At 38.4% G+C, this 26,590-nt stretch carries 21 protein-coding genes and 1 tRNA gene; 10 read left to right on the top strand and 12 right to left on the bottom strand.

Annotation, left to right across the window (positions count from 1 at the left end; all coding sequences use genetic code 11):
* The 4 genes from KO529_RS21705 to KO529_RS21720 form a co-directional block, all read left to right on the top strand.
* Nucleotides 1-3,098 (top strand): T9SS type B sorting domain-containing protein (locus KO529_RS21705; protein ID WP_215949959.1); only part of this gene is annotated, 3,098 nt, incomplete at its 5' end.
* A 20-nt stretch (nucleotides 3,099-3,118) separates the two neighbouring features.
* Nucleotides 3,119-4,069 (top strand): PorP/SprF family type IX secretion system membrane protein, encoded by a 951-nt coding sequence (locus KO529_RS21710; RefSeq protein WP_215949960.1) that lies wholly within the window; start codon nucleotides 3,119-3,121, stop codon nucleotides 4,067-4,069.
* 99 nt (nucleotides 4,070-4,168) lie between these two features.
* Complete coding sequence (folB, locus tag KO529_RS21715; RefSeq protein WP_215949992.1) at nucleotides 4,169-4,525, top strand: dihydroneopterin aldolase; 357 nt, start codon at nucleotides 4,169-4,171, stop codon at nucleotides 4,523-4,525.
* A 51-nt stretch (nucleotides 4,526-4,576) separates the two neighbouring features.
* Nucleotides 4,577-4,650 (top strand) — tRNA-Cys (locus tag KO529_RS21720).
* 62 nt (nucleotides 4,651-4,712) lie between these two features.
* On the opposite strand, the gene KO529_RS21725 is transcribed toward KO529_RS21720, so the two are convergent.
* From KO529_RS21725 to rnr, 3 genes are all read right to left on the bottom strand, one after another.
* Nucleotides 4,713-5,375 (bottom strand): LysE family translocator, encoded by a 663-nt coding sequence (locus KO529_RS21725; RefSeq protein ID WP_215949961.1) that lies wholly within the window; start codon nucleotides 5,373-5,375, stop codon nucleotides 4,713-4,715.
* Between the two features lie 13 nt (nucleotides 5,376-5,388).
* Nucleotides 5,389-6,072: a head GIN domain-containing protein gene (locus tag KO529_RS21730; RefSeq protein ID WP_215949962.1), complete on the bottom strand. Its 684-nt coding sequence runs from the start codon at nucleotides 6,070-6,072 to the stop codon at nucleotides 5,389-5,391.
* 160 nt (nucleotides 6,073-6,232) lie between these two features.
* Nucleotides 6,233-8,422, bottom strand: a complete 2,190-nt coding sequence (rnr, locus tag KO529_RS21735) for a ribonuclease R (RefSeq protein ID WP_215949963.1) — start codon at nucleotides 8,420-8,422, stop codon at nucleotides 6,233-6,235.
* A gap of 655 nt (nucleotides 8,423-9,077) precedes the next feature.
* Between rnr and rpiB the strand changes: the two genes are divergently transcribed.
* Both rpiB and KO529_RS21745 read left to right on the top strand, forming a co-directional pair.
* Nucleotides 9,078-9,509, top strand: coding sequence for a ribose 5-phosphate isomerase B (gene rpiB, locus KO529_RS21740; protein WP_215949964.1), 432 nt, complete (start codon nucleotides 9,078-9,080; stop codon nucleotides 9,507-9,509).
* 150 nt (nucleotides 9,510-9,659) lie between these two features.
* The gene (locus KO529_RS21745) at nucleotides 9,660-10,100 is read left to right on the top strand and encodes a GNAT family N-acetyltransferase (RefSeq protein ID WP_215949965.1); all 441 of its coding nucleotides are present in this window, start codon (nucleotides 9,660-9,662) and stop codon (nucleotides 10,098-10,100) included.
* An 80-nt stretch (nucleotides 10,101-10,180) separates the two neighbouring features.
* On the opposite strand, the gene KO529_RS21750 is transcribed toward KO529_RS21745, so the two are convergent.
* Nucleotides 10,181-10,555, bottom strand: coding sequence for a hypothetical protein (locus tag KO529_RS21750; RefSeq protein ID WP_215949966.1), 375 nt, complete (start codon nucleotides 10,553-10,555; stop codon nucleotides 10,181-10,183).
* A 581-nt stretch (nucleotides 10,556-11,136) separates the two neighbouring features.
* Between KO529_RS21750 and KO529_RS21755 the strand changes: the two genes are divergently transcribed.
* Nucleotides 11,137-12,234 carry an SH3 domain-containing C40 family peptidase gene (locus KO529_RS21755; RefSeq protein ID WP_252734515.1) on the top strand — a complete coding sequence of 366 codons (1,098 nt, stop codon included), beginning with the start codon at nucleotides 11,137-11,139 and terminating at the stop codon, nucleotides 12,232-12,234.
* 7 nt (nucleotides 12,235-12,241) lie between these two features.
* Here the strand turns inward: KO529_RS21755 and KO529_RS21760 are convergent, their stop codons facing one another.
* The 6 genes from KO529_RS21760 to KO529_RS21785 all read right to left on the bottom strand — a co-directional run bounded on the left by KO529_RS21760 (nucleotide 12,242) and on the right by KO529_RS21785 (nucleotide 20,022).
* Entirely contained in the window at nucleotides 12,242-13,273 is a 1,032-nt protein-coding gene (locus tag KO529_RS21760) for an SMP-30/gluconolactonase/LRE family protein (RefSeq protein ID WP_215949968.1), read from the bottom strand.
* 1 nt (nucleotide 13,274) lies between these two features.
* Entirely contained in the window at nucleotides 13,275-14,597 is a 1,323-nt protein-coding gene (locus KO529_RS21765; RefSeq protein ID WP_215949969.1) for a GntP family permease, read from the bottom strand.
* 41 nt (nucleotides 14,598-14,638) lie between these two features.
* The gene (gene dgoD / locus KO529_RS21770) at nucleotides 14,639-15,799 is read right to left on the bottom strand and encodes a galactonate dehydratase (protein WP_215949970.1); all 1,161 of its coding nucleotides are present in this window, start codon (nucleotides 15,797-15,799) and stop codon (nucleotides 14,639-14,641) included.
* Between the two features lie 174 nt (nucleotides 15,800-15,973).
* Complete coding sequence (locus tag KO529_RS21775; RefSeq protein ID WP_215949971.1) at nucleotides 15,974-17,035, bottom strand: Gfo/Idh/MocA family protein; 1,062 nt, start codon at nucleotides 17,033-17,035, stop codon at nucleotides 15,974-15,976.
* 30 nt (nucleotides 17,036-17,065) lie between these two features.
* The gene (locus tag KO529_RS21780) at nucleotides 17,066-19,189 is read right to left on the bottom strand and encodes an outer membrane protein assembly factor BamB family protein (protein WP_215949972.1); all 2,124 of its coding nucleotides are present in this window, start codon (nucleotides 19,187-19,189) and stop codon (nucleotides 17,066-17,068) included.
* A 173-nt stretch (nucleotides 19,190-19,362) separates the two neighbouring features.
* Nucleotides 19,363-20,022 (bottom strand): SGNH/GDSL hydrolase family protein, encoded by a 660-nt coding sequence (locus KO529_RS21785; RefSeq protein ID WP_215949973.1) that lies wholly within the window; start codon nucleotides 20,020-20,022, stop codon nucleotides 19,363-19,365.
* A 205-nt stretch (nucleotides 20,023-20,227) separates the two neighbouring features.
* Here KO529_RS21785 and KO529_RS21790 point away from each other — a divergent pair, with 205 nt between their 5' ends.
* On the top strand, nucleotides 20,228-21,334 hold the full coding sequence (locus KO529_RS21790) for an acyltransferase family protein (RefSeq protein WP_215949974.1): 1,107 nt from the start codon (nucleotides 20,228-20,230) through the stop codon (nucleotides 21,332-21,334).
* Between the two features lie 37 nt (nucleotides 21,335-21,371).
* Here KO529_RS21790 and KO529_RS21795 read toward each other — a convergent pair whose 3' ends face one another.
* Both KO529_RS21795 and rnpA read right to left on the bottom strand, forming a co-directional pair.
* The gene (locus tag KO529_RS21795) at nucleotides 21,372-23,000 is read right to left on the bottom strand and encodes a S41 family peptidase (protein ID WP_215949975.1); all 1,629 of its coding nucleotides are present in this window, start codon (nucleotides 22,998-23,000) and stop codon (nucleotides 21,372-21,374) included.
* Nucleotides 23,001-23,011: 11 nt separating this feature from the next.
* Nucleotides 23,012-23,395: a ribonuclease P protein component gene (gene rnpA / locus KO529_RS21800; RefSeq protein ID WP_215949976.1), complete on the bottom strand. Its 384-nt coding sequence runs from the start codon at nucleotides 23,393-23,395 to the stop codon at nucleotides 23,012-23,014.
* Nucleotides 23,396-23,513: 118 nt separating this feature from the next.
* Here rnpA and KO529_RS21805 point away from each other — a divergent pair, with 118 nt between their 5' ends.
* Both KO529_RS21805 and KO529_RS21810 read left to right on the top strand, forming a co-directional pair.
* Nucleotides 23,514-25,364 (top strand): CBS domain-containing protein, encoded by a 1,851-nt coding sequence (locus KO529_RS21805; RefSeq protein ID WP_215949977.1) that lies wholly within the window; start codon nucleotides 23,514-23,516, stop codon nucleotides 25,362-25,364.
* Nucleotides 25,361-26,566, top strand: a complete 1,206-nt coding sequence (locus KO529_RS21810) for a succinylglutamate desuccinylase/aspartoacylase family protein (protein WP_215949978.1) — start codon at nucleotides 25,361-25,363, stop codon at nucleotides 26,564-26,566. Before KO529_RS21805 ends, KO529_RS21810 begins: the two co-directional genes overlap by 4 nt.
* Nucleotides 26,567-26,590: the final 24 nt, after the last annotated feature.

The raw sequence follows: 26,590 nt of genomic DNA on the forward strand, positions 1-26,590 counted from the left end.
CCTCGGACAGGGGATGCTTTGATACTCGTAGTATAACTATTGACGAACCTACACTAGTAGATGTAAGCGCAACTGCTACAAGTTTTGCTTGTAATGTCAATAACCAAGCATCTCAGGCCGTGATAACCGCAGTGGGAGCGGGAGGGACAGCTCCATATACTTATAGCATCAACGGAGTGAACTTCTTTAGCTCAAATACCTTTAACATAACCAATAACGGATCTGATAGGATGATAACGGTTACTATAAAGGATGATAACGGATGTACAGATGTTACCACCGTCAACATCAGCGCCCTTAACAAATTTACTGCTACATTGGCCCAGGATGCGGCCATATCTTGTGCAGGACCTGAAGAAGTAACAATAACTGTAAACGACAATGGCAATGCGGCCAATGTTTATACCTATCAGTTGTTACCTGTTGGCAATACCAATGCCACACTAACAGGAAATCCAACTTATAACAGTGCCACCTTTAATTTAACCGCTGTGGGAAGTTATACCTTTAGGATTACCGATACCACAACCGGATGTTATGTGGATACTGCTGCCTATAATATTGCACCTTATGATTTGATCAAGGTAAGCGCTACAGCAATTACGCCTGTAACCTGTTTTGGAGATAATAATGGTGCCTTGCAAATAAATGTAAGCGGCTATTCCGGCCCTTATAACTATACCGTATATACCAGTGCAGGTGTAGCCACCACAATTACGGGATCGGCCAACACATCCACTAATCCATTGACCATTAATGGACTAACAGGAGGAAACTATTATGTAAGGGTTACCGAGACCAATGTTCCATTGTGTTTTGAGAATTCCAATACAGTAAAAATAATTTCTCCTGATAGGGCACTGACTGCAATTGTTGATCCAATTGCCAATGTTACCTGCTCCAATGACCAAGGTGAAATAATAGTAGACCCAAGTGGAGGTTATGGTCCTTATGATATTGTACTGACCAATACCACAACCGCAGAGGTATACAATGCCACCGACGTTAACGTAATAGTATTCATCGAACTCTCAGCGGGGAACTACACCATTCAGATTACGGATGCCAATGGCTGTATCCTAAACGATACCGAAACTTTGGTGCAACCAGCCCCGATTACTGCAGATATCACTCCTTTATCCACAACATTGGATTGCTACGGAGATAGTGATGGTGCATTGACCGCTATAAATATGGCTGGGGGAGAAGGTATATACCAATATCAATTAAATGTTTATGATTCAACAGGCAGCAATATTGTATATACTTCTGGTGGACAAGTTAGTCCAATATTCAACAACCTGAAGTCCGGTATCTATACCATTACTGTATCTGATGGTTGGGGATGTGATGTTGAAACCGTACAGGCCACTATAATAGATCCTACGGAAGTTTTTGCCTCTTTGATAAGGACAAGTCCATTAACTTGCTTAAACGACGCAGAATTGTTGTTAACAGCCCATGGTGGAACAGGTCCTTATGAATATAGTTTGGACGATATTAATTATTTCCCAATGAGCGGTGGTAACACACATACTTTCACAGTGCCTGCAGGAACGTATAGATACTATGTTAGGGATTCATTTGGATGTAATTCCATTTTGTCCAATCAAATCAAAGAAGATGCCATTGAGCCATTAACGGTAACCATGGATACTTCTGCGGCAGTTATTAACTGTAACGGTGATAATACCGCCATATTGATTGCCAAGGCAGATGGAGGATTGGGTAATTACCGTTATGAATTGTTTACCGATGCCTCCTTGACCAATAGTATTGCAGGACCCCAAACAAACCGCGAATTCAGCAACCTTACAGTTGGCAGTTACTGGGTCAGGGTAACAAGTGATGATTGTGTAGTGGTATCCAACGAAAACAGAATAACGGAACCAACCCCGTTGGTGGTGGACGATTCCTTTATGAACGTCACCTGTAATGGTGCCAATGATGGTAGTATAACCGTTTCCTTGAGTGGTGGTTCCGGTGGATATCAATATTCCATTTCACCTAACTTGGACAAATTTGATACGGTAAATACATTCACCGATCTAGCTCCCGGTAACTATACTGTAATTGCACAGGATATAAATGGATGTTTTGAACAATTGAGATATACCATAACAGAACCGGCAATTATAACTGCAGTACCTACTACCACACCGGAAATATGTATTGGTAGTGAGGATGGAACCATTTCCTTGACCATTTCCGGAGGAACTGCACCCTATAGTACTAGTATAAACTCTACTGCAGATAGCGATTTTGTCCTGGACAGAACCATGTTCACCAATCTGGCTGCTGGAACTTATGCAGTATTCGTAAAGGATGCACAGGGTTGTATGATCAACTTGGCTGTAACCATTGATCCAGGAGTAAACTTAAATGCAACAGCTACCCCAATCTATGAATGTACGGGCAACATCCCTAACAATTCAATTGATCTGGTATTGGAAGATCCAACTGTTGGCCCGGATGTAATGTATGCCCTGGACTCCACCGATCCAAATGACATGGTCTTGGAGCCCAATTTTGCCAATATTGCTCCTGGAGCCCACTATATTGCCATTGCCCATGCCAATGGTTGTGTATTGACCATAGATTTTGAAATAGAGAACTTTGAACCCTTGGTTCTTACCTTGGCACCAGGGAACATCAATGAAATTTCGGCTGTTGCCACAGGTGGACAACAAGAATACACTTTCTATTTTAACGACAAGGATAATGGTACGGATAATACCCATTATATAACAGAAACAAAAACCCATATCGTTAGGGTTGTAGATGAGAACGGATGTGAAGCCATTGCGGAAATCTTTATGGAGTTCATTGATATAGAAATCCCAAATTTCTTTACCCCTGACGGTGATGGACAAAATGATTTCTGGAGACCTAGAAATCAAGAAGGATTCCCAAAGATACTAACCATAATATTTGACCGTTATGGTAGGGAGGTTTACAGAATGGGTCTCAATGACCAAGGATGGGATGGACTATACCATAACACCGAACTTCCAACCGGAGATTACTGGTATGTCATTAAACTCAAAGGAGAAGAAGATGATAGGGAATTTGTAGGACATTTTACATTATATAGATAAAAAACTTAACCATAAATACAATGCGCAGTAAACTATTAACTTTTGTGTTGCTTTTAAGTACCTTGATCACTAGTGCCCAAGAACTTAATTCACCCCAGCTTTCACAATATTTGGCAGACAATCCTTTTGTACTATCCCCAACATATGCGGGTATTGGTGACCATGTAAAAATTAGGTTGAACGGACTTGCGCAATGGGTTGGAATCAAGGATGCACCCAGGACCCAGTCCTTGGCTGCCGATATGAGGTTAGGGGAAAAATCGGGAATAGGATTATTTCTATACAACGATTCCAATGGCTATACTAAACAACAAGGTGCACGTATATCCTTTGCCCACCATTTAACTTTAGACCGCTATGAGGACGAATTTTTATCCTTCGGTATCTCCTATAATTTTAATCAATTTAGATTGGATGTAGAAGAATTTATAGATGCCGGTTTCGATCCAGGGGTAACTGATGATAGATCCACATCCAACCACAACTTTGATGTAGGTCTTTTGTACCGAAAAAATTCCTTTTATTTCAGTGTAAACGCCTCCAACGTCATCAACAAGGATGTATATATTTTCGATCCCATCTATGAACCCAACAAACTTAGAAACTTCTATGCCTATACTGGATACCGATATAAAAAATCCAGAAACAGTAATATGGAAATAGAACCCTCCCTTTTGTACAAAATATTTGAAAGTGATGGTAGGTCAGAAGCGGATTTAAACCTAAAATTTAGATGGTATGATTTTGAAGATTACTATTATGCAGGTGTTACCTACCGTTTTTTAAATGATCAAATTGGACGGCCACTATACATAGCTCCTTTGGCCGGACTTAAAAAAAGTAATTTCTATTTCGGATATTCCTATCAGATCATTCTTAACGAAATATTAGGCTATAGTACAGGTACCCACGTGGTAACTATTGGCGTAGACCTATTCCAGGGTATCAGTAATTGTAGATGTACCTATTAACCCATTGTCCTTGGTATATATAAATGGGAATCTAAATTATTTGTAAAATGTATTCTTTTAAGCTTGGATTGATTTAATTTTGTACAAATTATTAATGTGTTGGGGAAAATAAGGGTAAGCAATATTAAAGTTTATGCCAATCATGGTTGTCTTAAGGAGGAGACCCTTATTGGAAGCGATTACCTAGTAAATGTTGAAGTAGATGCCGATTTAAAAAAAGCATCACAAACCGATGAACTTTCGGAAACGGTTGATTACGTTCATATAAATTATATTGTAAAGGAAGAAATGGCTATTCCTTCCAAACTATTGGAACATGTTGCAAAACGCATTCTAGATAGAATATTTGCCGAAATACCCATAGCAAAAAAAGTAAAAGTTGCGGTCTCAAAAATCAACCCCCCTATTGGTGGGGATGTCCAAGAAGTGACCATAATACTCAAATCCAAAAGATAAAGCTTTTAGTTTTTGAAACATAAAAAAAGTATTACCTTTGCACTGCAAAAAGGCATTGTGGCCGAGTGGCTAGGCAGAGCTCTGCAAAAGCTTGTACAGCGGTTCGAATCCGCTCGATGCCTCCAAAACCTTCATCTTAACAGATGAAGGTTTTTTTATGTTACTTACCTTTCTATTACAGCTTATTCTATTTAATAAGTTCTATTCCCTTTTCTATATTCAATTGATCTTTAGGGAGAAAACCTTTTATTATCAGAACAATTCCACAAATAACAAGTATTATTCCAATGACTTTTTTAACCAAAAGAATTCTTCTTTTGGTCAACTTTTTGCGCAATTGTTTGGCCAATAATATTTTAAAGATATCTGTAACAAAATAGGCCCCGACCATAGCCGAGAAGAAAAGTATTATTCTATTTGGATCATTATCCAAGCTAGGTCCTACGACAATAATAATACCCAACCAGAATACCAAAACACCAATATTTATAAAATTCAGCAAGAATCCCTTGATGCACAAGCTAAAATAATCTCCCTTGGTAATCCTTATTTTATTTTCTTGTTTAACGGACTCTTTCTTAAAGACATTGGTAAGCCCATAAACCAATAAAATGGTCCCTCCAAAAACATAGAGACCAGGATGATTACTAAGATTTTCCAACAATTGAAAACTACTGAAATAGGCTAAGGAAATAAAAACAACATCGGCAACAATTACACCAACATCAAAACAAAGTGCAGCTCTAAACCCTTTAATTGCACTAGTTTCCAAAAGAACAAAAAAAACAGGCCCAATCATAAAGCTCAATAAAAAGCCCAATGGAATTGCCGCCTGAATATCCTCTATCATAAAATTTTATTACTTACATTCTGGTAATCTTTCCTCCAAAAACCGTTTTTTCTTCCATTTTGGTAGGATTGCCATATACCATAACCTCTCCACCGGCCTTTACTGCCGCCTTTACATAATCGCTTGCAAAAACTTCCGCCCTAGAACCCGCATTTACATTAATAGTACTAAACTTCGTTTTGAAATCCTTACCCTTGTAAATACCTCCTGTATTTATTTGAACGTCTTGAATGTTGGAAGAACCGGAAGCTGAAATAATACCTCCAGTTACACTTTTTATCAGCATTTGATCTACTTGTGCACTGATTATCAACTCTCCACCTTCCTGAGCCTTCAATTCCAAAATGTCCTGCTTTATAGGTTCTTTGGACGAAATCCTGGCATCCTCGTTAGTATCAATAACAACAAGTTTTTCAGTGTAATGGACATCTACAAAAGTTCTATAGCCACTGAATAGTTTAGTCACTTCCATTCTAATCTTAAGAATGCCATCATTGTTTACAATAGCAACATTGTTAGTATTGGCACCAGTAATTACGGCCTTATTAACATCAGATTTTATAAGGTTCACGGACAATCCATCAAAAGCCTTAACTTCTTTGAACGGTTGTAAATTCTGAGTTACCTTTTCGTTTTGCGACCTTAGTGATTGGGTAGCAACCAGTAACAAAAGTATTACTATTAATTTTTGATCCATTATCTTAGAGCTATAGTTTATTGGCTAATTATTATTAACCAATAAACATATTTTCCGGAACAATTCCGTGACACATATTTATGCAATGGCAACCTTTCTTTTAACTTAACTTATCTAGTTACCCAGTATAGTTAAACAAATTCCGTTCCAAAACAAAAATTTAGGCGTTTTTTCCGATTAAGGAAAAATCCAAATGGCGCTTTATTAAATCTGTACTCTTAACCATCACAACAACTTCATCACCCAATTGATAGGTTTTCTTGGTTTTTTCACCAACTATAGCGTACTCCTTTTCATCAAAGGTATAATAATCATCCTTTATATCCCTAATTCTCACCATTCCTTCGCACTTATTCTCAATGATCTCTACATAAAGTCCCCATTCGGTAACCCCAGAAATTACACCTACAAACTCCCTATCCTGGTGATCTTCCATAAATTTAATCTGCATATATTTTATGGAATCGCGCTCAGCATTTGCAGCCAAACTCTCCATATCCGAAGAATGCTTACATTTTATTTCATAGGGTTCTGCCTTTGGAGTCTCCCCCCCATCCAAATAATGCTGTAATAATCGGTGCACCATTACATCCGGATACCTTCTAATTGGCGAAGTAAAATGCGTATAATAATCAAAGGCCAAACCATAATGACCAATATTTTCAACTGTGTAAATTGCCTTGCTCATACTACGTATAGCCAAAGTATCCACTAGGTTCTGTTCTTTCTTCCCTTTTACATCTTCCAATAGTTGGTTCAAGGAATTACTTATAGATTTTTTATCCTTAAAGTCGAGCTTATGACCAAAACGTGATATTATACCGTTAAGAGCCATTAATTTATCTTCATTGGGTTCATCATGTACCCTATAAACAAAGGTTTTAACAGGTTTTTGCTTTCCAATATACTGTGCTACCCGTCTATTGGCCAATAACATAAATTCCTCTATAAGCTTATTGGCATCCTTAGATTCCTTAAAATAAACTCCTTCGGGTTCCATTTTTTCGTTGAGATTAAAACGTACCTCAATTTTATCGAAAGAGATAGCTCCTTGCTGCATACGATTATCCCTCATGATTTTGGCAAGACGGTCCATGGTCAAGGTAGCATCAACAACCTCATCACCAACGCTATAAGCATCTTCCCTTATGGATATTTCCGAAGGAATAGATCCCTGCCCGGTCTCTATAATATGTTGTGCCTCTTCATAGGCAAATCTTTGATCGGAATTAATTACCGTACGGCCAAACCATTCATTTTTTATAACGGCTTTACCATCAATTTCAAAAATGGCAGAAAAAGTATATTTCTCCTCATTAGGACGAAGGGAACAGGCATTATTGGATAATACCTCTGGTAACATAGGTACAACCCTATCTACCAAATATACAGAAGTTGCCCTATCATAGGCTTCATCATCCAAGATGGTATCAGGTGTTAAATAATGGGACACATCGGCAATATGGATTCCAATTTCATAATTGCCATTTTCCAATATTTTAAAGGAAAGGGCATCATCAAAATCCTTGGCATCCTTGGGATCAATAGTAAAAGTCAAAGTTTCCCTTAGATCCCTTCTTTTAGCTATTTCCTCTTCTTTTATACTTGTATCCAATGTATTGGCAAACATATCCACCTCCACTGGAAATTCATAAGGCAAACCATATTGGGCTAAAATGGAATGTATTTCGGTATTATGTTCCCCTGGTTTCCCCAATACTTGGGTAATCGTTCCAAAAGGAGAATCCGCATTATCCGGCCATTCATTTATTTCTACAATTACCTTATCGCCATCTTCTGCAGTAGAAAACTTATTCTTTGGCACAAAAATATCCGTATACATTCTATAATCCGTAGGCCGCACAAAAGCAAAATCCTTTTGCATATCTACGATACCCACAAAGGAAGTCTTATCCCTGGAAACGACTTTTGTAATTTCTCCTTCCAATTTTTTTCCCTTTCTTCTAGGAAAAATATATACCTCTACAACATCTCTGTGAAAAGCTTTTTTTAATTTATTGAACGGAACAAAAACATCATCATCCAAACCTTCAACTACAATGTATGCATTTCCTCTTCCTGTAATATCAACGGTTCCAGTATGGTAAGTCTTATTGGAAGCTACAGCTTTGTATGAACCTCTTCCTTCTTCCAATATTCTTTTCTTTTCCTTTAATTCTACCAACCTTTTAATTAGAGTATTTCTATCATTAGCCTCTACAACTCCAATTTTAGCAGCAATTTGCTTATAATTAAAAGATTTTTCCGGCTCCTTTTCAAGAACCGTAAAAATACCTCTGGTTATTTCGTTTTTTCTTTGATTTTTGTTTCTCTTGTTATTCTTTGACATTAACACTTTTATTTTTGGAAAATTACGAATTATAATCCATTGTCCTTGGATTCCAATTTTAAGTTTCCTTCTTCTTTAATAAATATTGTTATCAACATTTATATTATATATATATTTTCTTTTTTCTAAAATTTAAAATAAAATGGTGATTATGATGGCTTGTTTATAGTGGATATAAAAATTTACCTTTAAACTTGCTTTAAACCAATAAATAAGTTTATTGACAATTTATACAGAGAGTAAAGATTATAAATCAAGCTTTTAAATGGGTTATTAATATTTGTTGACAACCCATATGAACATAAAAATATTGAAAAGTTAATGTTACGTGAGTGTTAATTACTTCTTTTAATTATTTAATATCTTTCTACAAGAATCTAAGAAGTAAATTATTCTTTTACGATAACATTTTGTAAAGCAAAATTAAGGCGGATAATAAAAATTTAATATTTACTTTTTATAAGTAGTTTGTTAACAATGTGTCATTATTAGTAAACGACTAAATAACAATGCTTTTGAGTTTTTTTAAAATTTATGTTGTTAATAACCCCATTTCTGTGGTGAAACCATAGGTATTTGTACATTTGTGTGAATAGAACTACTTGTTTTGTATAATTTTTATTTTACTTCATTCATTAATAACCATCCATAAACAATGAAAATAGCTATTGGTAATGATCATGCAGGTACAGAATATAAACTTGCCATAATTGGATTGTTGAAATCTATGGGTATAGAAGTAATAAATCATGGTACCGACGGGTCTGACAGTGTTGATTATGCAGATTTTGTACATCCTGTAGCCACTGAAGTGGAGGAAGGAAATGCAGATTTGGGTATTATTATTTGTGGCAGTGGCAATGGTGTTTCAATGACGGCCAACAAACATCAAAAAATAAGGGCCGCCCTGTGTTGGACAACTGAAATTGTACAATTGGCCAAGGAGCACAATGATGCCAATATATTAAGTTTGCCGGCCAGATTTATTTCTTTGCCTCAGGCATTGGAAATGGTGAAAACATTTTTGAATACTTCCTTTGAAGGTGGTCGTCATGAAAGAAGAATAGAGAAAATTCCCTGTAAGTAAAATAATTATTAATAAACCAATAGTTAAAGGGAGTATTATATAACATTCTTTGCCCAATAATGTGGCTGTATTACTTAAATTCCCCTGGTAAATAATCTATTGGATTTTGTAAAATTAAAGACTACTTATATTATTATAGATATATAAAGTATGAGAATTGAAATAAAAAAATTCCAAGAACTTGATTTAGAGGAGTTATATGATGTTTTACAATTGCGTAGCGAAGTATTTGTAGTGGAACAAGATTGTGTTTACCAGGATATGGACTATAAAGATCAGCTTGCCCTTCATATAATTGGGTATAAGGACACAAAAATTGTAGCCTATACCAGAGTATTTAAAAAAGGAGACTATTTTAAGGAAGCAAGTATTGGTAGGGTAGTGGTACGGAAATCCGAACGTCAGTATGGATATGGATTGGAAATAATGAAGGCTTCCATTGAAACTATACACAAGAAATTTGGTCCTACCGCTATACATATTTCTGCCCAGAAATATTTGACCAAGTTCTATACCTCCCTTGGGTTTAAGATTGTTGGTGAGGAGTATTTGGAGGATGGTATTCCCCATGTTGGTATGATCAAGGATTAGCCTTTATATTCCGAAATTAATTTCATAAAAAAAGAGCTGTACTTTACAGCTCTCAATGTATATGATATTAATATTCCAATTTATATTTTAATAGGTGTTTTATCACTTAAATTGATATCCTCCAACATATTGTCGGTAAATTTATAGTGTCCTTTAGTGGTGATAATTTTAAAACGATTGGAATTCATTCGGCTTAGAGTATCCAAAAACAACCATTTGGATTTCAATAATAATGGCCTATCGGATTTTAAACTAATCTCGAAATAGTATTTTTTGCCATTCTTTATAGCCACAATATCAGGGGTAATTTTGGTGTCGCTACCTCTTTTTAAATAGGATTTTGGACAATCATAACCTTCAATATCCGCCTTGATTTTTTCAAAACCGTGCGCTTCCAAGTGGGAAATGGACTTCTTTATGAACTCCTCGTTTGCTGATTTTTCAATTTTTATCATAATTGTAATGTATAAAAAAAATCGATAAAAAGCAAATAAATACGCTGATTAACAGTTATTTAAGTGCATTTTAACAAATTAATGGACATTAAGGGAACTAATCTATTTTGGATCAAGACAATTACAATTAACCTTGGATTTTTTAATTGTTATTTGGAACATTTGTTTTAATAGGGTCCACTAATTAATTTTTTTAGTAACTGTCCGCTGTATAATCTTGGAAGTGAAACCTGCCCACCAATTGATAAGACTAAGGTTTATCATATTTTTTGTTCTTAGCAATCTTTTTCTGAAGCTTCTAATTCCGGCAAATAATTTTATTGTTTTTCAATTTTTGGTGATACAAATGTCCAAAAACCAGGCAAAAAAGTAAGTGATAATATTAAATATTGGAATTGTGCTGCCCGCATTCCTTAAATTTTTATAATTTTCCAAGTTTCAAATAAGATTTTGTATTAACCATCATAGATTTTTTAATGAATTGCTGCCGAAAAGAAATAATTTTTATACTAATTACAGGAGTTTTTTTATTTATATCCTGTGAACAAAAGGTTGAAAAGGATGAGCTTACCATTAATAGGATGATGGAAGACATAAAACAGGAATTTGCCCCGGACAAAAGGGTAGCCCTTTTTAATATAGAATATGTTAGAAAGGGTAATGAAACCATACTTAGGGGAGAGTCCAACCTACCGGAAGCTGTTACCAGCTTTAAGCAAAAGCTGGCGGAACAAAAAATAGACTATCTAGATAGCATTCAATTATTGCCTTCATCCAATTTAAATGGTTTTACCCAAGGTCTTATTACAATATCCGTGGCCAATTTGCGTGGTAAGCCTGCACATTCGTCTGAGTTGGTTACCCAGGCTACTTTGGGAACGCCTGTAAAGGTATTGAAGGAAGAGAATGACTGGTATTTGATTCAGACTCCGGATAAGTATTTGTCCTGGGTAGATAGGGGAGGAATAATGCCATTGTCAACTGAAAAATATACACAGTGGAAATCCACTCCAAAAGTTATATACACCAATACTATAGGTCATTCTTATAACGATCCTAACAAGGATTCCCAGGTCGTTTCCGATATGGTTGCCGGAGGTGTTTTGGAACTGATAGGTGATGAAAAGGAATTTTATTATGTGGTTTTCCCAGATGGTAGAAAGGCTTATGTCCTTAAAACTGAAGCCATGGATTATGACACATGGTTGGCGGCATTGGATCCTAGTCAGGAATCCTTGGTAAGTACTTCCAAAACTTTAATGGGCGTCCCATATTTATGGGGTGGTACCTCTACCAAAGGAGTAGACTGTAGTGGATTTACCAAAACCATTTATTTTTTAAATGGGATTGTTTTACCAAGGGACGCTTCCCAGCAAATACATACGGGCAAGGAGATAGATGCGGTTAAGGATTTTGATAAGTTGGAGCTAGGAGATTTATTGTTTTTTGGAAAACCGGCAACAGATACCACTAAGGAACGCGTAATCCATGTAGGGATGTGGATCGGTAACAATGAATTTATACATTCTGCCGGAAGGGTACATATAAGCAGTGTGGACAAAGACGCGCCAAATTTTGACGAGTACAACCTAAATAGATATTTACGTTCCAATCGTTATCTCAAGGAACCAAAAGACGGATTGATAGAGCTTGCTAAAACCCCTGTTTTTAAGGACTGACCTAGGCTTATTTGAGATCCACAGCCATTATAAAGTCATCTGCGGTCATATAGAGCCTTTTCTGATCCGTATCAAAAGCACAATTGGCCGTAGCCTGTCCAGTATGGATTCTGGCCAAAGCTTTCCCTTTGGGATTAAAGATCCAAACCCCACCGGGTCCAGAGGCAAATAAGATTCCATTGTTGTTTACTTTTAATCCGTCGGGCAAGCCTTGTTGACCTTCATTTCCAATTAGATTCGTTACTTCATAAAAAAGTTTTTTATCGGCTACCTTCCCAGGTTCCGTAATCTTGTATTGATACCAAGCGGCATGTTCAGGATCTGAATTTGCAACATAAAGGACATTACCATCCGGGGATATTCCTATTCCGTTAGGACGGGAAATTGAGTCGAGCAGTATTAATTCCCCGCTAGTCATTAGACAATAAATTCCTTGGAAATCCAATTCCTTGCCTTCATCATCCATTCGTTTTGGTAGGCCATAGGGTGGATCTGTAAAATAGAGGTTGCCGTTATTATCGAATGTGGCATCATTGGGGCTGTTCAATTTCTTGCCCATATAGGAATCCACCAGAGTCGTAAATTCAGATGAAGGGGAATTTAGGGGTGCATTCATTTTAGCTACTTGACGGTTCCCGTGTTGCATCAGCACCAACTCGCCATCTTTATTAAGCAAAAGACCATTGGAGCCCGGTTCTTCACCAGTAAAATCGGTTCCTGAAAACCCCGAGGGATGCAAGTAGGTGACCGTATCGTTATTTTGGGGATCTAACTTATATATCTTATTATTGGGTATGTCCGAGAACAGCAGATAGTTACCGTCTTTTATCCACAAAGGTCCCTCTGTCCAGGCAAAGCCACTGGCGAGAATTTCAATTTTAGATTTCGGATCAATTATTTGAAGTGCTTCATCATCCAGAATGTCAATGGAAAATGGAGAAGCAATAACTTCGTCGGGTATCGTTTTTTTACTCGATTCTTTACAGGAGGCCCCAAAGAGTAGAATGGAACCTACGGTAATACATGCCAATTTTTTCATTTTAGTGCATTATTTTAACGATTATAGTAATAACGGTCATGGCAGTGCCTCCAAGGACGAATGTACCTGCCGATTGGATCTGATAACCTTGTTTAACGTTCATGCCGGTAAGTTGGGTAAGTACCCAAAAGAAACTGTCGTTTACGTGCGATACAACAGAAGCTCCTGCACCTATCGCCAAAACGGTCATAGTAGCCATAAAGGGATCGTTAAGACCCAAAGCGGGCATTAATGGGGCTATTATGGAGGCGGTGGTTACCAAGGCCACTGTGGAGGAACCTTGTGTGGTCTTAAGACAGGCAGCTAATAAAAAAGGAAGGAACAAACCCAGTTCCATACCGGTAAACTCTGAGGTAATGGTATCGGCAATTCCTGAATTTTGCAACATCTTTCCAAAAATGCCTCCTGCACCGGTAATAAAAATGATAGGGGCTGCCTCCCTTAAGGATTCCCCAAACCAACCTGTGGAGGAGAAAATCTTTTCGTCCAATTTTTTGGGTAAAACAAGGGACAATAAAACTCCAACCAAAAGGGCAATTACAGGCGTGCCCAAAAATGATATGATCGTCTTGAATAGGGAAGGTTCAAAGGTAAATTCAGGATAATCCATGACCGATTTAAAAATAATCAGCAAAATGGGAATAACAATGGCCAATAATGATTTCCAAAGGGCGGGTTGTTCCTGTTTGGTAGTCACTTCTTCGAGGATTATAGGAACATGAATTCGGGATGCGAATTTGGTGGCAAAGAAATAGCAGGCAATTAGTGAAATGCTACTTATAAGCAAGCCCCATATCATAACACTTCCCAAATCTGCTCCTAAAATACCGGCAGCAGCAATAGGTCCCGGGGTAGGCGGTACCATGGTATGCGATGCGGTCAATCCCAACGCCAGTGCTGCAGTGGTACCTGCAAAGGAAACACCTGCCTTGGAGGAGAGCACCTTGTTTAACGGGTTCATTATTAAAAGTGCACTATCTGCAAATACGGGAATAGAAAGTATATATCCTGTAAGGAGCATGGCCAAGTGGATGGATTTTGCACCTATTAGTTGTAAAATTTTGGAGGCGATAACAAAAGCACCACCAGATTTCTCCAGAACCTTGCCTATTGTAACTCCAAACAAGATTATAAGTCCTATTTTACCCATTATATCCCCAAATCCATTATTTATGGAACTGATTATGGATTCTATATCCATCCCGGTCATAAAGCCGTAGGCGATGGCCGAGAAAAGGAGAACAAAAAAGGGATGCACTTTAAATTTGATGATGCCTATGATCAATAGGGCAAGGGAAAGAACTAAGGCGATTAGGTAAGTCATGGTTTTTTTTGGTTGGTTATTGGTATTGTTCGGTTATTATTTTACCATTCTGTAAAGTTTCCATCGGCTCCTCGCCATATAGGGTTGGACCAATTATGGCCAATTTTCTGGCCTTCCCTTAATTTTTCTTCATTCATTTCAACACCCAATCCTGGTTTCTGAAATAACTCTATATAACCATCCTTGATATCGAAAATTTCTGGATTCAGTACATAGTCCAACAGATCAAATCCTTGATTATAATGGATGCCTATACTGTTTTCTTGGATAACGGCATTGGCAGAAACAAAGTCGACATGTAATGCTGAAGCCAAGGATATAGGCCCCAATGGGCAATGGGGGGCCAAAGCTACGTCATAAGCCTCGGCCAAGGTAGCAATACGCCTTACCTCGGAAATACCTCCAGCGTGACTAAGATCTGGCTGAATAATGTCTACAACACCCTCTTCCAGAATTTTCTTAAAATCCCAACGGGAAAACATACGCTCTCCTGTGGCAATAGGGATGCTGGTGTAAGGGTAAATATGTTTTAAGGCATCATTATTTTCGCTAAGTACCGGTTCTTCAATAAACATGGGTTCATAAGGTGCAAGCTCATCTATAAGTCTTTTTACCATGCCTTTATGTACACGGCCATGAAAATCCAGTCCTATGTCCAAATCGGTTCCAAATTCCTCCCTTAATAATCTAATGTTGTTGGCTACCTGTTTCACATCTTTCAAGGTGGAAATCCAGTCCATACCTCCGGTAGCGTTCATTTTTACAGCTTGGAAACCGGCCTTTATCTTTTCGTGCGCCTGTTCCAATAATACTTCCGGGTGATCTCCTCCTATCCAGCAGTACATCTTCATTTTATGTCGAACCGCCCCACCCAATAAGTCATAAACAGGAACACCAAGAAATTTCCCCTTTATATCCCATAGTGCCTGGTCTATACCGGAAATGGCACTCATTAGGATTGGACCACCACGGTAAAATCCTCCGCGATAGAGTATTTGCCATATGTCTTCAATATTTGTGGCGGACTTTCCAATGATATACTGTTGCAGTTCCATTACACAGGCTGCCACCGTATCTGCCTTACCTTCCACAACCGGTTCACCCCAACCAATAATCCCTTCCTTGGTGGTTATTTTAACAAAAAGCCACCTTGGTGGGACTTTAAAAAGTTCAATTTTTTCAATAATAAGTTGTTCCTTCATAATGATTTTACAAATTCTTTAGCCCTTTGCAGGACATTCTAAAAATCGTTTTTTTTGGTTGGTTATATAGATCGAAGCCTTTCCATAGGCACGTGATTCTATAAACTATTTCGGAATTAAATATAACTAATTGTTATGTATATATAGAATATCGGAATTTTTTAACAGATTAAATTAAAGTATAACAGTTTTTCCAGTTCTTACCGACTCGTCGGCAGCCAATACAATTTTTAGACTATTAATGGCATCCGTTAAATGGGAAGAAAGGTCGTGGTCGTTAACAATGGCATTAAACAAATACTCCTGTTCCAATAGACAGAGTCCGTCATGATCCGGCTCATCTTCAGTCCTAATAAAATCGTTTTTTTTTACAAAATCCCCTTCTTCGTTTAATTCGCTGTAATGAAGTTGTAGACTGCCCGTTTTTGTATGTCCCTCTATATCCTGTGAACTATCTTTGGGGTTGTCCGAAATCGAAACAGCTCCTTTTGGGCCAATAACGTCTTTGATAAACACCGCTGTTTCACTCATCATAGGTCCCCATCCGGCCTCATACCATCCTACGGAACTGTCTTTAAAACGAACTTGTAATTGACCGTAGTTGTACATTTTAGCATCAATTTCTTTACTCAAATTAGCTCCAATGGCACTGACACTAATTGGAATGGATTGAGTCATTAAACACATAATATCCACGTAGTGAACGCCACAATCCACTATGGGCGACATGCTATTCATTAACTGTTTATGGGTATACCATTTGTCCCCAGAACTTTGTTGGTTTAAGTTCATGCGCATTACCAAGGGCTTGCCAAGGGTACGGGCAACCTCCACAAACTTGGTCCACGACGGATGTACCCTAAGAATATAACCTACTACCATTTTTCTGTTCTTTTCCTTTGCCAACGCCACTAGTTCCTCGGCCTCTTCTACCGTGAGGGCAAGTGGTTTTTCTACGAAAACATGTGCTCCTGCATTAAGACTTTTTCTAACATAGTCGGCATGGGTATCTGGATAGGTATTAATGGATACTACATCTGGTTTGGATTTCTTCAAGGCGGTATCAAAATTATCATAGGTAGGCAACCCTCCCAATTCTTTGGATAATTTTTCCCTACTTTCCGGTTTACGGCTTACCAGTCCCACAATTTCAAATTCAGTGAGTTGGTGATAGGCTCTGGCATGGGAAATACCCATATTTCCACAACCTACAACAAGGGTTTTTAGTTTGTTCATATTCCTAAGGATTAATATTTCTTAATTTTTTTATTCCAGGGAAAAGGCAAGGATCTTGTTTCCTTTTTCTGTTCCTAATTTTTCGCCACCACAGGCAATGGCAATATATTGCTTGCCGTTTACTTCATACATGGCGGGTGTTGCAAATGCTGCAGCAGGGAGTTTGTATTCCCAAAGTAGCTTGCCATTGTTTTTATTAAAAGCTCTAAAATATCCGTCTTTTGTGGCTCCTATAAACAATAGTCCGTTTTCGGTAACTATAGCCCCGCCATAGTTTTCCGAACCTGTTTGGGAAAATCCCTGTTCTTTCAAGCTCAATGTTTCCCCGAAGGGAATGGACCATAGGTAATCCCCAGAATTTAGGTCTATAGCATGTAATGTACCCCATGGCGGGGATATGGCCGGCAGCCCGTTACTGTCCAGAAATTTTTTATATCCGCGGTGTTTATAGGTTGTTTTTATAGGTTTTGTATTGTTCTCGGTAACAATTGGTCCAACTTCTTCCCCATATAAAAACCGTATCAAAGCTTCCATTTCCGTTTTTTCAATTTGAGGGAAACCTGTCATCATGCCTTTTCCTTTATTTATGGTCAGGGCAACTGCTTCTTTATTATGGGTCGATTTAAGGTTTAATAAAGATGGATATCCACTTGCAACATTACCTTTACGGTCTTTTTGATGGCATACAACACAATATTGGTTATAGGCATATTCCCCTGGAGCCATGCTTGTGTTTAGCGTATCCTTGTCCATTTGAAGGAACCAGGCCATTTCATTGGAATTTACGTACAAAATGCCATCTTCGGGATCGGCGGCGGCACCTCCCCATTCCGCGGCCCCGTCATATCCAGGAAGAAGAAGTACCGGTTCTAAACTAGGTGGAGCATAGATTCTTTTATCCGCTTCGTTGAATTGCGTCAGTAATTCCTCCTTGTTTTCGGCGTACGGACTAAGGTCTTTTTCGGTCAATAAATCGGATTGTCTTGCAAAAGGCTTGGGCTTGGTGGGAAATGGTTGGGTTGCCCATGTTTTTTCTCCTTCCAAGGTAGATGGAGGTACAGGTATCTCCTCAATATCAAACAAAGGCTCACCTGTGATTCTGTTAAAAAGAAAAACATATCCTTGTTTGGTTACTTGTGCCACGGCAGGAATTTTTTCTCCCGCTCTGGTAATCGTCAAAAGGTTGGGCGGTGCCGGTGGATCCCTATCCCACAGGTCGTGATGGGTAAATTGATAATGCCAAAGCAGTTTTCCTGTTTGTGCGTCCAAAGCCAATAGCGTATTGGCATAAAGATTACTGCCCTTTCTGTCGCCACCATAAAAATCGGGGGCTGCTGAACCTGTTGGGATGTATAGGATTCCCGTTTTTTCGTCCAATGCCATACCGGCCCAGTTATTGGCAGCACCAACAATTTCGCTTTTATAGCTATCCGGATCTTCCCAGGTTTCGTTACCGAGCTCTCCTGGATAGGGTATGGTGTGAAAGGACCATTCCAATTGGCCTGTTATTATATTAAATGCCATGATATCCCCTGGTGCAGCACCGCTACCTTCCGAGAGGCGAATTGGCATTACAATTAAATCCCGGTAAATGGTTCCAGGAGTGTTGGAGACGACAAATTTATTCCTTGCGCTTGTTGGCAATCCGGAGTGGAGATCAATTTTTCCATTTTCACCGAAAGAAGAAATTGGCGTACCCGTTATGGCATTCAGGGCAAAAAGATTGGGTCCTCGGGTAAACAGAATACGCTTATCATTGTTCTTTGACCAATACGCTACGCCTCTACTAGTGGAATTTGTAAGGTGTAGTGAATCCCCAAATCTCCATATTTCCCTCCCAGTTCCAGCGTGCAATGCCACTGCCCTTAAGGCCGCTGTAACCCCGTACAAAATAGTGTCCACTACAATAGGGTTCATTTGCATTTGACCACTATCGGGAGCAGAGTAGGACCAGGCCACCTTAAGCTCCGTTACATTGTCCAAGGTAATTTGTGATAGTGTGGAGTAATGGTTGCGATCTGGTCCACCTAAATAGGAGGTCCAAGTTGTGTAATTATCGGAGTCCGTTTTGGTGGAATTATCAAGCTGGCAACTTATTAAACAAATTGCCGCTATGGTTATTAGCGATAAATGCTTTGTGGTATTAAGCGACATTGGTAGTGGTTTTATCGCTTAAATTAATTAATTTTTAAGAACTAAGGGGTTATTTCTTTGTTGTACTATAGTCTAATATTTTTGGACAGGGAAACAATCGTTCTTTTCCTTATAGATCCAAATCCTACAAAAGTGGATTGGTTTGAGGTTTAGAAAAGGAATATTTAATTGCGCTATAACCTTTTCAAGGTTTTGTTGAGCACAGGAACAATTAGTTCGCCAAGTTCTTTATATCCCTCCTTGTTATAATGAACGTCCTTATCCCCCAAACCATTTTTGTGGTGGATGGCAATGGATTTTTTGTAGATATCATTGATAATAACACCATTTTTTTTCATTACGGATTTTGCTACTGCATTGTATTTTGCTACATCGTCAGAAAATCTACCCGCTTCATTAACAGGAACATAGGTGGTTGTTACAAAGATTAATTTTGCTGAGGTACTGGCTTTTAGGATACTCACCAACTCTTCCAGATTTTGTTTATAGGTTTGCAATTCATAGGTAATTGTACCCTTAATTTTATCCCTATTGCCATAAACTTTGGAATCTGGATGTCTGTAACAAAGATCCCATAACCCCCAATTAAATTGGATTATATCCCAATCTTCCTGACCTATCCAATCCTTGATTTTCTCCAGTCCTGTTCCTGTGTGTTGTGCGTTTCCAGGATTGTGCATTACTATTGCCTTAGTGGCCAGTGCTTCTTTTACCTTTGAAAAATAACCTATGGAAATAGAGTCGCCTATGATCAGTATTTTAGGCTCTTTAGGTTTGTATCCCAGACAAAGAAAAATACATAAGGTTATTAGGAGGTAAAATTTGTTATTCATGCTTTTAATCTTTACAAAGATGAAAAATAATTAAAAAATTTAGAAAGGGAATGGTGAGGGTGCCATTATGCCGGTATTTTTTGTTTCCTGAAAACCGGATTGCCCATAATCCTGGATGGGATAATTTGCCACCATTCACAATATTTTATGAAGGTCTAGAGAAAATCACTACATTGTTATTGCCAAATAATCAACCATATACAAAATGACAAACGAATCTACCAACCTTTCCAAGAGGTTGTTTTCCTTGGACGTATTCCGGGGATTGACCATGTTTTTATTAATTGCGGAGGCTGCCGGGTTTCATGGTAGCTTTGGGGACTTTACAGAAAACAACACCTTTTTACATCCTTTGGCGGAACAGTTGCACCATCATCCATGGAACGGGTTGCGGTTTTGGGATCTTATACAGCCTTTTTTTATGTTTATAGTGGGGGTGGCCATGCCATTTTCATTGAGAAAGCGTTTGGCTAGTGGATCCCGCAAGGCTGCTACCAAACATATTTTGAGAAGATGTTTTTTGCTTTTTGCTTTTGGGGTATTGTTGCACTGTGTGTATAGCCATGCATTGGTTTGGGAACTCTGGAACGTATTGGTTCAATTGGCCTTTACTATTCTTATAGCTTATGCGATAATGAATCTTCCCCACCGTACACAGATTTTTATCTGCTTGGGAATTTTGATACTTACCGAGATTCTCTATCGGGCTTATAATCCACAGGACCCATACAATCAAGGGCAGAGTTTTGGGTCTTGGGTAGATATGTTGGTAATGGGTAAAATTAACGGCGGGGGATGGGTTTTCATTAACTTCTTACCTACTGCGGTACATACGGTGATGGGTGTTATTTGTGGACAAATATTACTTTCCAACAAATCCGCTAAAGAGAAATTAAATCCCTTATTAATGTGGGGAGCGGCTCTACTTTTGTTGGGCTATGGGATGGATCTATTGGGAATAACCCCTATTATTAAAAGAATAGCGACTACCTCATTTACCTTGGCTTCGGGGGGATGGGCCTTGTTGGCCTTGGCTTTGTTTTATTGGTGGATCGACATTAAGGACCATAAGAACAAATGGCTGAAGATTTTTTCTGTGGTAGGGACCAACTCTATATTTATTTATTTGTTTGCAGAAACCGTAGGGGCACAGTGGTTTAGGGGTTTCGGGCTTATTTTTACCGAAGGAATATTGGCTCCCTTAAGTGTAGAGGAAGGTTTAATATTGGTCATAAATTCCTTGTTTGTGCTCTTTATGTTCTGGTATATCACCTACTTTCTAGATCAGAAGAAGGTTTACTTTAAGATATAGAGGTTCAATACCTAGACACTATTTGACCGGCATTTTTTTATTTTAGAATATTCGTGTATTTGCCATTGTCATTCAACAGAACGGTAGCGGTCATAATGGCTTCGTCATTTTGTAAATGGTAATCATATAGACCGTCCCTATAGAAATAGCGTTTAAGAATTTCATCCTCCAAATTCTTTTGGATTTCCGCTTTGTATTTATCCAAGGCCATAAGTTTGTTTTTATCCATCTCCAACAACAGCGCTTTATACTGCTCCGTGACCTCATTGCCAAATATGGTACTGTCCTCGCCGGACATGGCCTCTTTTAGTGCTTTTTCGGCCTTAGTCTCAAATTCAAAATTACTTTTGGAGACATAATTTTTAAAAGATGCAAAATCACTATCCTTATAATTGAAGTCCAATACATTTTCTATCTTGTTATTATAATAGAAATCGGTGGCGTAGTCGAAAATAACATTACCGGATAACAGGGCCTGGGTAAGCGTATTTGTTTTGGCTGCAGCAATTTCTATATCTGGCAAAACACCGCCACCATCTTGGACTTTTCGCCCATTTCTGGTTTTAAAATCCCTGAACTGCGTATTCTTAACTGCATTTCCATTCTCATCCCTATTCCAATAATCCAAGGATTGTATACATCTTCCGGATGCTGTATAATATCTGGAGATGGTTACCTTTAGTTGTGTACCATAGGTTAGTTTTAAAGGGCGCTGTACCAATCCCTTTCCAAAACTTCTTGCACCCACTATAACGGCTCGGTCCAAATCCTGTAGACTTCCTGAGACAATTTCACTGGCCGAGGCACTTCTACCATTAACCAATACAACCAATGGTATTTCTGTATCTACGGGTTGGTTGGTAGTTTTATACTCCCTGTTGAATTTCTTGACCTTGGATTTGGTGGTTACCACAAGTTCTCCTTTTGGAATAAAAAGATTGGTTACATTGATGGCTTCGGTCAATAGACCACCTGGATTATCCCTTAGGTCCAAAATAATTTTTTCCGCGCCATCGTTTTTTAAGTTAAGGAGTGCTTCCTTGGTTTGTTCAGAAGCTTTTTTATTGAATTTTGACAAAACAATATAACCCGTGTTCCCTTTGATCATCTTGTAATAGGGTACGGCATCAACTTCTATAGATTCCCTGTTAACTGTTGTTGACTTGGTTTCTCCCTGCCTAACATAGGTAATGTTTACACTGGTATTATTGGCTCCTTTTAAAAGTTCATCGGCGTCATCCTGAATATCCGCAATGGCAATATCACCGATCTTAATAATTTCATCCCCGGCTTTAAGGCCCGCCTTATCTGCGGGGTAACCTTTGTAAGGTTCAATAATAACCACTTTATCCTTGTAACTCCGGACCACGGCCCCAATACCTGAATATTCACCTGCATTGTTTATTTTAAAGGATTCAACGTCTTGTTCATTAAGGAATTTGGTATAGGGATCCAGATCTTCCAACATGTTTTTAATGGCCGTATCCATTAATTCTGCAGGATTGGTTTCATCCACGTAGTTCATGTTCAACTCTTTGAAAAGGGTTGTAAAAATTTCGATCTGTTTGGCAATCTCAAAAAAATCGCCCTTAAAACTACTTCCTGCAATGAGTAGGGCAATGGCGATAATGGGAATAAGTACCCGCTTTTTTATTATCTCTTTCATATGTTCATAAGTTACTTGCTAGCCTTTGCAATTTCATCGACAAATTTCCGCATTAAAGGAATCATGGCATCTGTTATTTTGGATTGCGAGGGCATCTCCTTACCAAGATATAAAAACATAAACGCAAAGTTACTCTCTATGTTGTTAAAAATTAGGTGTTTGTTCAACCTATAGCTTTCCCGCATCAACCTTTTAATTCGATTTCTTTTTACGGCACTTTTAAAATTTCTTTTGGACGCTGTTACCCCAACCTTGCACTTGGAACCATCATCAAAGCTGGTTTTAAGATAAACAAGTTTAATAGGATAATTGGTAATACCAATCCCTTCCGCAAACAACTGTTCAATTAGTTTTTTGCTCTTTAGTTTTTCTTTTTTTGGGAAGCTAAATGACATTTTGCCGTAAATGTAAAATAAAAACCACAGTTATGGGATATGACAACCATCATAGTTCAAAATCCATTTAGCCATTATCTTGGGTTATATTTTTTACAAAACTATAAATAAGGGATTTATGGGAGAATTGAATGTTGAAAAATTGAGGAACAATCCTCTTAAGGCCAGGTATATTAAACATTTGTTGGCAGACATTGTGGCCTTGGAACAAATACTGGATAAAAAGATGTTCGAACGAAGTCCAATTAGGATCGGGGCCGAACAGGAATTCTGTTTGGTCGACGAATCATGGCAGCCATCCAATAAGGCCTTGGAAGTTCTTGAAAATATAGATGATCCCCATTTCACCACTGAATTGGCCCTTTATAATCTGGAAATTAATTTGGATCCCATTCCATTATCCGGGAATTGCTTTTCAGAAATGCATTTGCAGCTGGACCATTTATTGGCTATGGCCAATAAGGTTGCAGAGGAATCCGCTACTAAAATTATATTGTGTGGTATTTTGCCCACCATTTCAAAAAGGCATCTGAATATTGAATATTTGACTCCTATTCCCCGATATAAGATTTTGAACGATGTTATTAAGGAAATAAGAAATAATGATATAGAAATTCATGTAAAAGGGGTAGATGAGTTGAATATCCGCCATGACTCCGTGCTGTTCGAAGGATGCAATACCAGTTTTCAGTCGCATCTGCAGATAGACCCATATGATTTTGAGGATACCTATAATTGGTCCCAGGCCATTGCAGGGCCCATCCTGTCCATTTGTACCAACTCCCCAATGCTCTTTGGCCGGGAATTGTGGGAGGAGACCAGAATTGCCTTATTTACGCAAAGTGTGGATACCAGGGCCAGTAATTTTCTTTTGAATGAAAGTGAACCTCGGGTGAACTTCGGAAATAGTTGGGCAAAAGGAACAGTGGTGGATTATTTTAAAGATTCCATAACCGGATTTAGGAGCTTACTTACTTCCGATACCGATGTGGATAGTTTAAACGAATTGAAACAGGGAAAAATGCCCAAGTTAAAGGCGCTGTCGCTCCATAACGGAACAGTGTATGCTTGGAACCGTGTCTGCTATGGTATTACCAATGGCAGGCCCCATATTAGAATTGAGAACAGATATATACCATCCGGACCCACTACCGAGGACGAAATTGCCAATATGATGCTATGGGTGGGAGTAATGATGGGAAGGCCTAAAAAGTTTAATGCCATTCATACCAAGATGGATTTTAGGGATGCGAAAAGTAATTTTTTCAATGCTGCCAGATATGGTATGGCTGCTCAATTTTATTGGGATGGACAACTAATCTCCAGCCAACAATTATTGTTGGATCATTTCTTGCCAATCGCCTTTAAGGGATTGTACAGTATGGGGGTAGCACCAAAAGATGCAGAGCATTACTTAAAAATTATTGAGAAGAGGATTGCCACTAACAACGGTTCACGATGGACGATTCAAAGTTATAGAAAACTGAGAAAGGAGTTTAAGCTTTCAGATGCCCTGAGCATATTAACGGCCAAAATGTACCAAGGTCAACAAAAGGGATATTCCGTAGATGCATGGCAATTGCCAAGGGGTGATGAATTTGTAATTGACAAAAACGAGAGAAAGGTGTACCAGATTATGAGCGTACGAACCATTACTGCTCAGGATAGTGATAGTTCGGAATTGGTGTTGAAAATGATGCAGTGGAAAAATATTCACCATATACCCATTCTAAATGACGATTTGGATTTGGTTGGATTATTGACTTGGACCGATCTTAAAGAGTATTTGAAGAATCCGGACAAGTTTATCGGACCTGTAAAGGATATTATGAAAACAGAACTGATTACTATAACCGAGGAGGAAAGCATGAACAGGGCAAAGGCCTTAATGGAATCGAAAGGTATAAATTGTCTGCCAGTGGTACACGGAAAGAAATTGGTAGGTATTATTACAACCAATGACATATGATAACAACGGAAAACCAAATAGGCAAGAGCCGAACCATTGGTCATTTAAAAGGCGGTAAAAATGGCCCTACAATGATATTCTTTGGGGGTATTCATGGCAATGAACCTTCAGGTGAGAAGGCAATACAAGAAGTTTTCCTGAAAATTGAGAAAGAAAAAATACCTGTAAATGGTAACATTTATGGTATTCGGGGCAATGTTGCGGCACTCTTGGCCGGGGAAAGATTTTTGGATCGGGACCTTAACAGATTATGGACCGATGAAAAGATTGAAAAAATTAAAGCCAAAGCCGAAAATGAACTTCTTAATGAGGACAAGGAGTTGTTATCCATTCACCAAGTCTTATCGGCTATCCTAAAAACAGCATCCGGGCCTTTTTACTTTATAGATTTCCATACTACTTCCAGCAAGACCCTTCCGTTTATTACCATTAATGATGCCTTGATCAACCGGAAATTTTCAAAGCTTTTTCCTGTCCCTATAATTTTGGGGATAGAAGAGTATTTAGAGGGCCCTCTACTTAGTTTTATAAACGAACAGGGCTACTTGTCCGTTGGTTTTGAATCTGGCCAGCATACCGCAAGGGAAGCGGTAGATAACAGTATAGCATTTATGTGGTTGGCCCTTGTCTATGGTGGAGCACTTAAAAGTAAAGATGTTAATGGGTTTGAAGGACATTATCTTCAACTTCAAAATTCGGCAAAGGAGAACGCCAGCTTTTTCGAGATAATTTATAGACATCCTATAGGAACTGGGGATAAATTTGAAATGTTGCCCGGATTCAAAAGTTTTGATGTCGTAAACAAAGGAAAAATATTGGCCGAACACAACGATAAAGCGGTATTGGCGCAGCAAAAATCGAGCATTTTTATGCCTTTGTACCAAAGCCAGGGAGAGGATGGTTTTTTTTTAATTCGTAAGACGCCTAAGTTCGCCTTGTGGTTATCCGTCCTATTGAGAAAAATAAGAATGCCCGCTTTGTTACCAATTTTGCCTGGGGTTTCGTGGGTAGATAAGGAAAAGGGTACTTTATTGGTGAACGAAAGAACTGCCAGATTTATGGCAAAACCTCTTTTCCACCTGCTGGGGTATAGGAATAGGGTAATCAATAAAAGTGAAATTTTAATGACCAGTAGGGAAGCCACTGCCAAGAACAGGATGTATAGTGGCACATGGTGGTATCAAAATAAAAAATCCGTTTAAGATAGCCATTGTCTGCCATCTTAA

The sequence above is a fragment of the Arenibacter algicola genome, from assembly GCF_018860365.1.
Taxonomy (GTDB): domain Bacteria; phylum Bacteroidota; class Bacteroidia; order Flavobacteriales; family Flavobacteriaceae; genus Arenibacter; species Arenibacter algicola_B.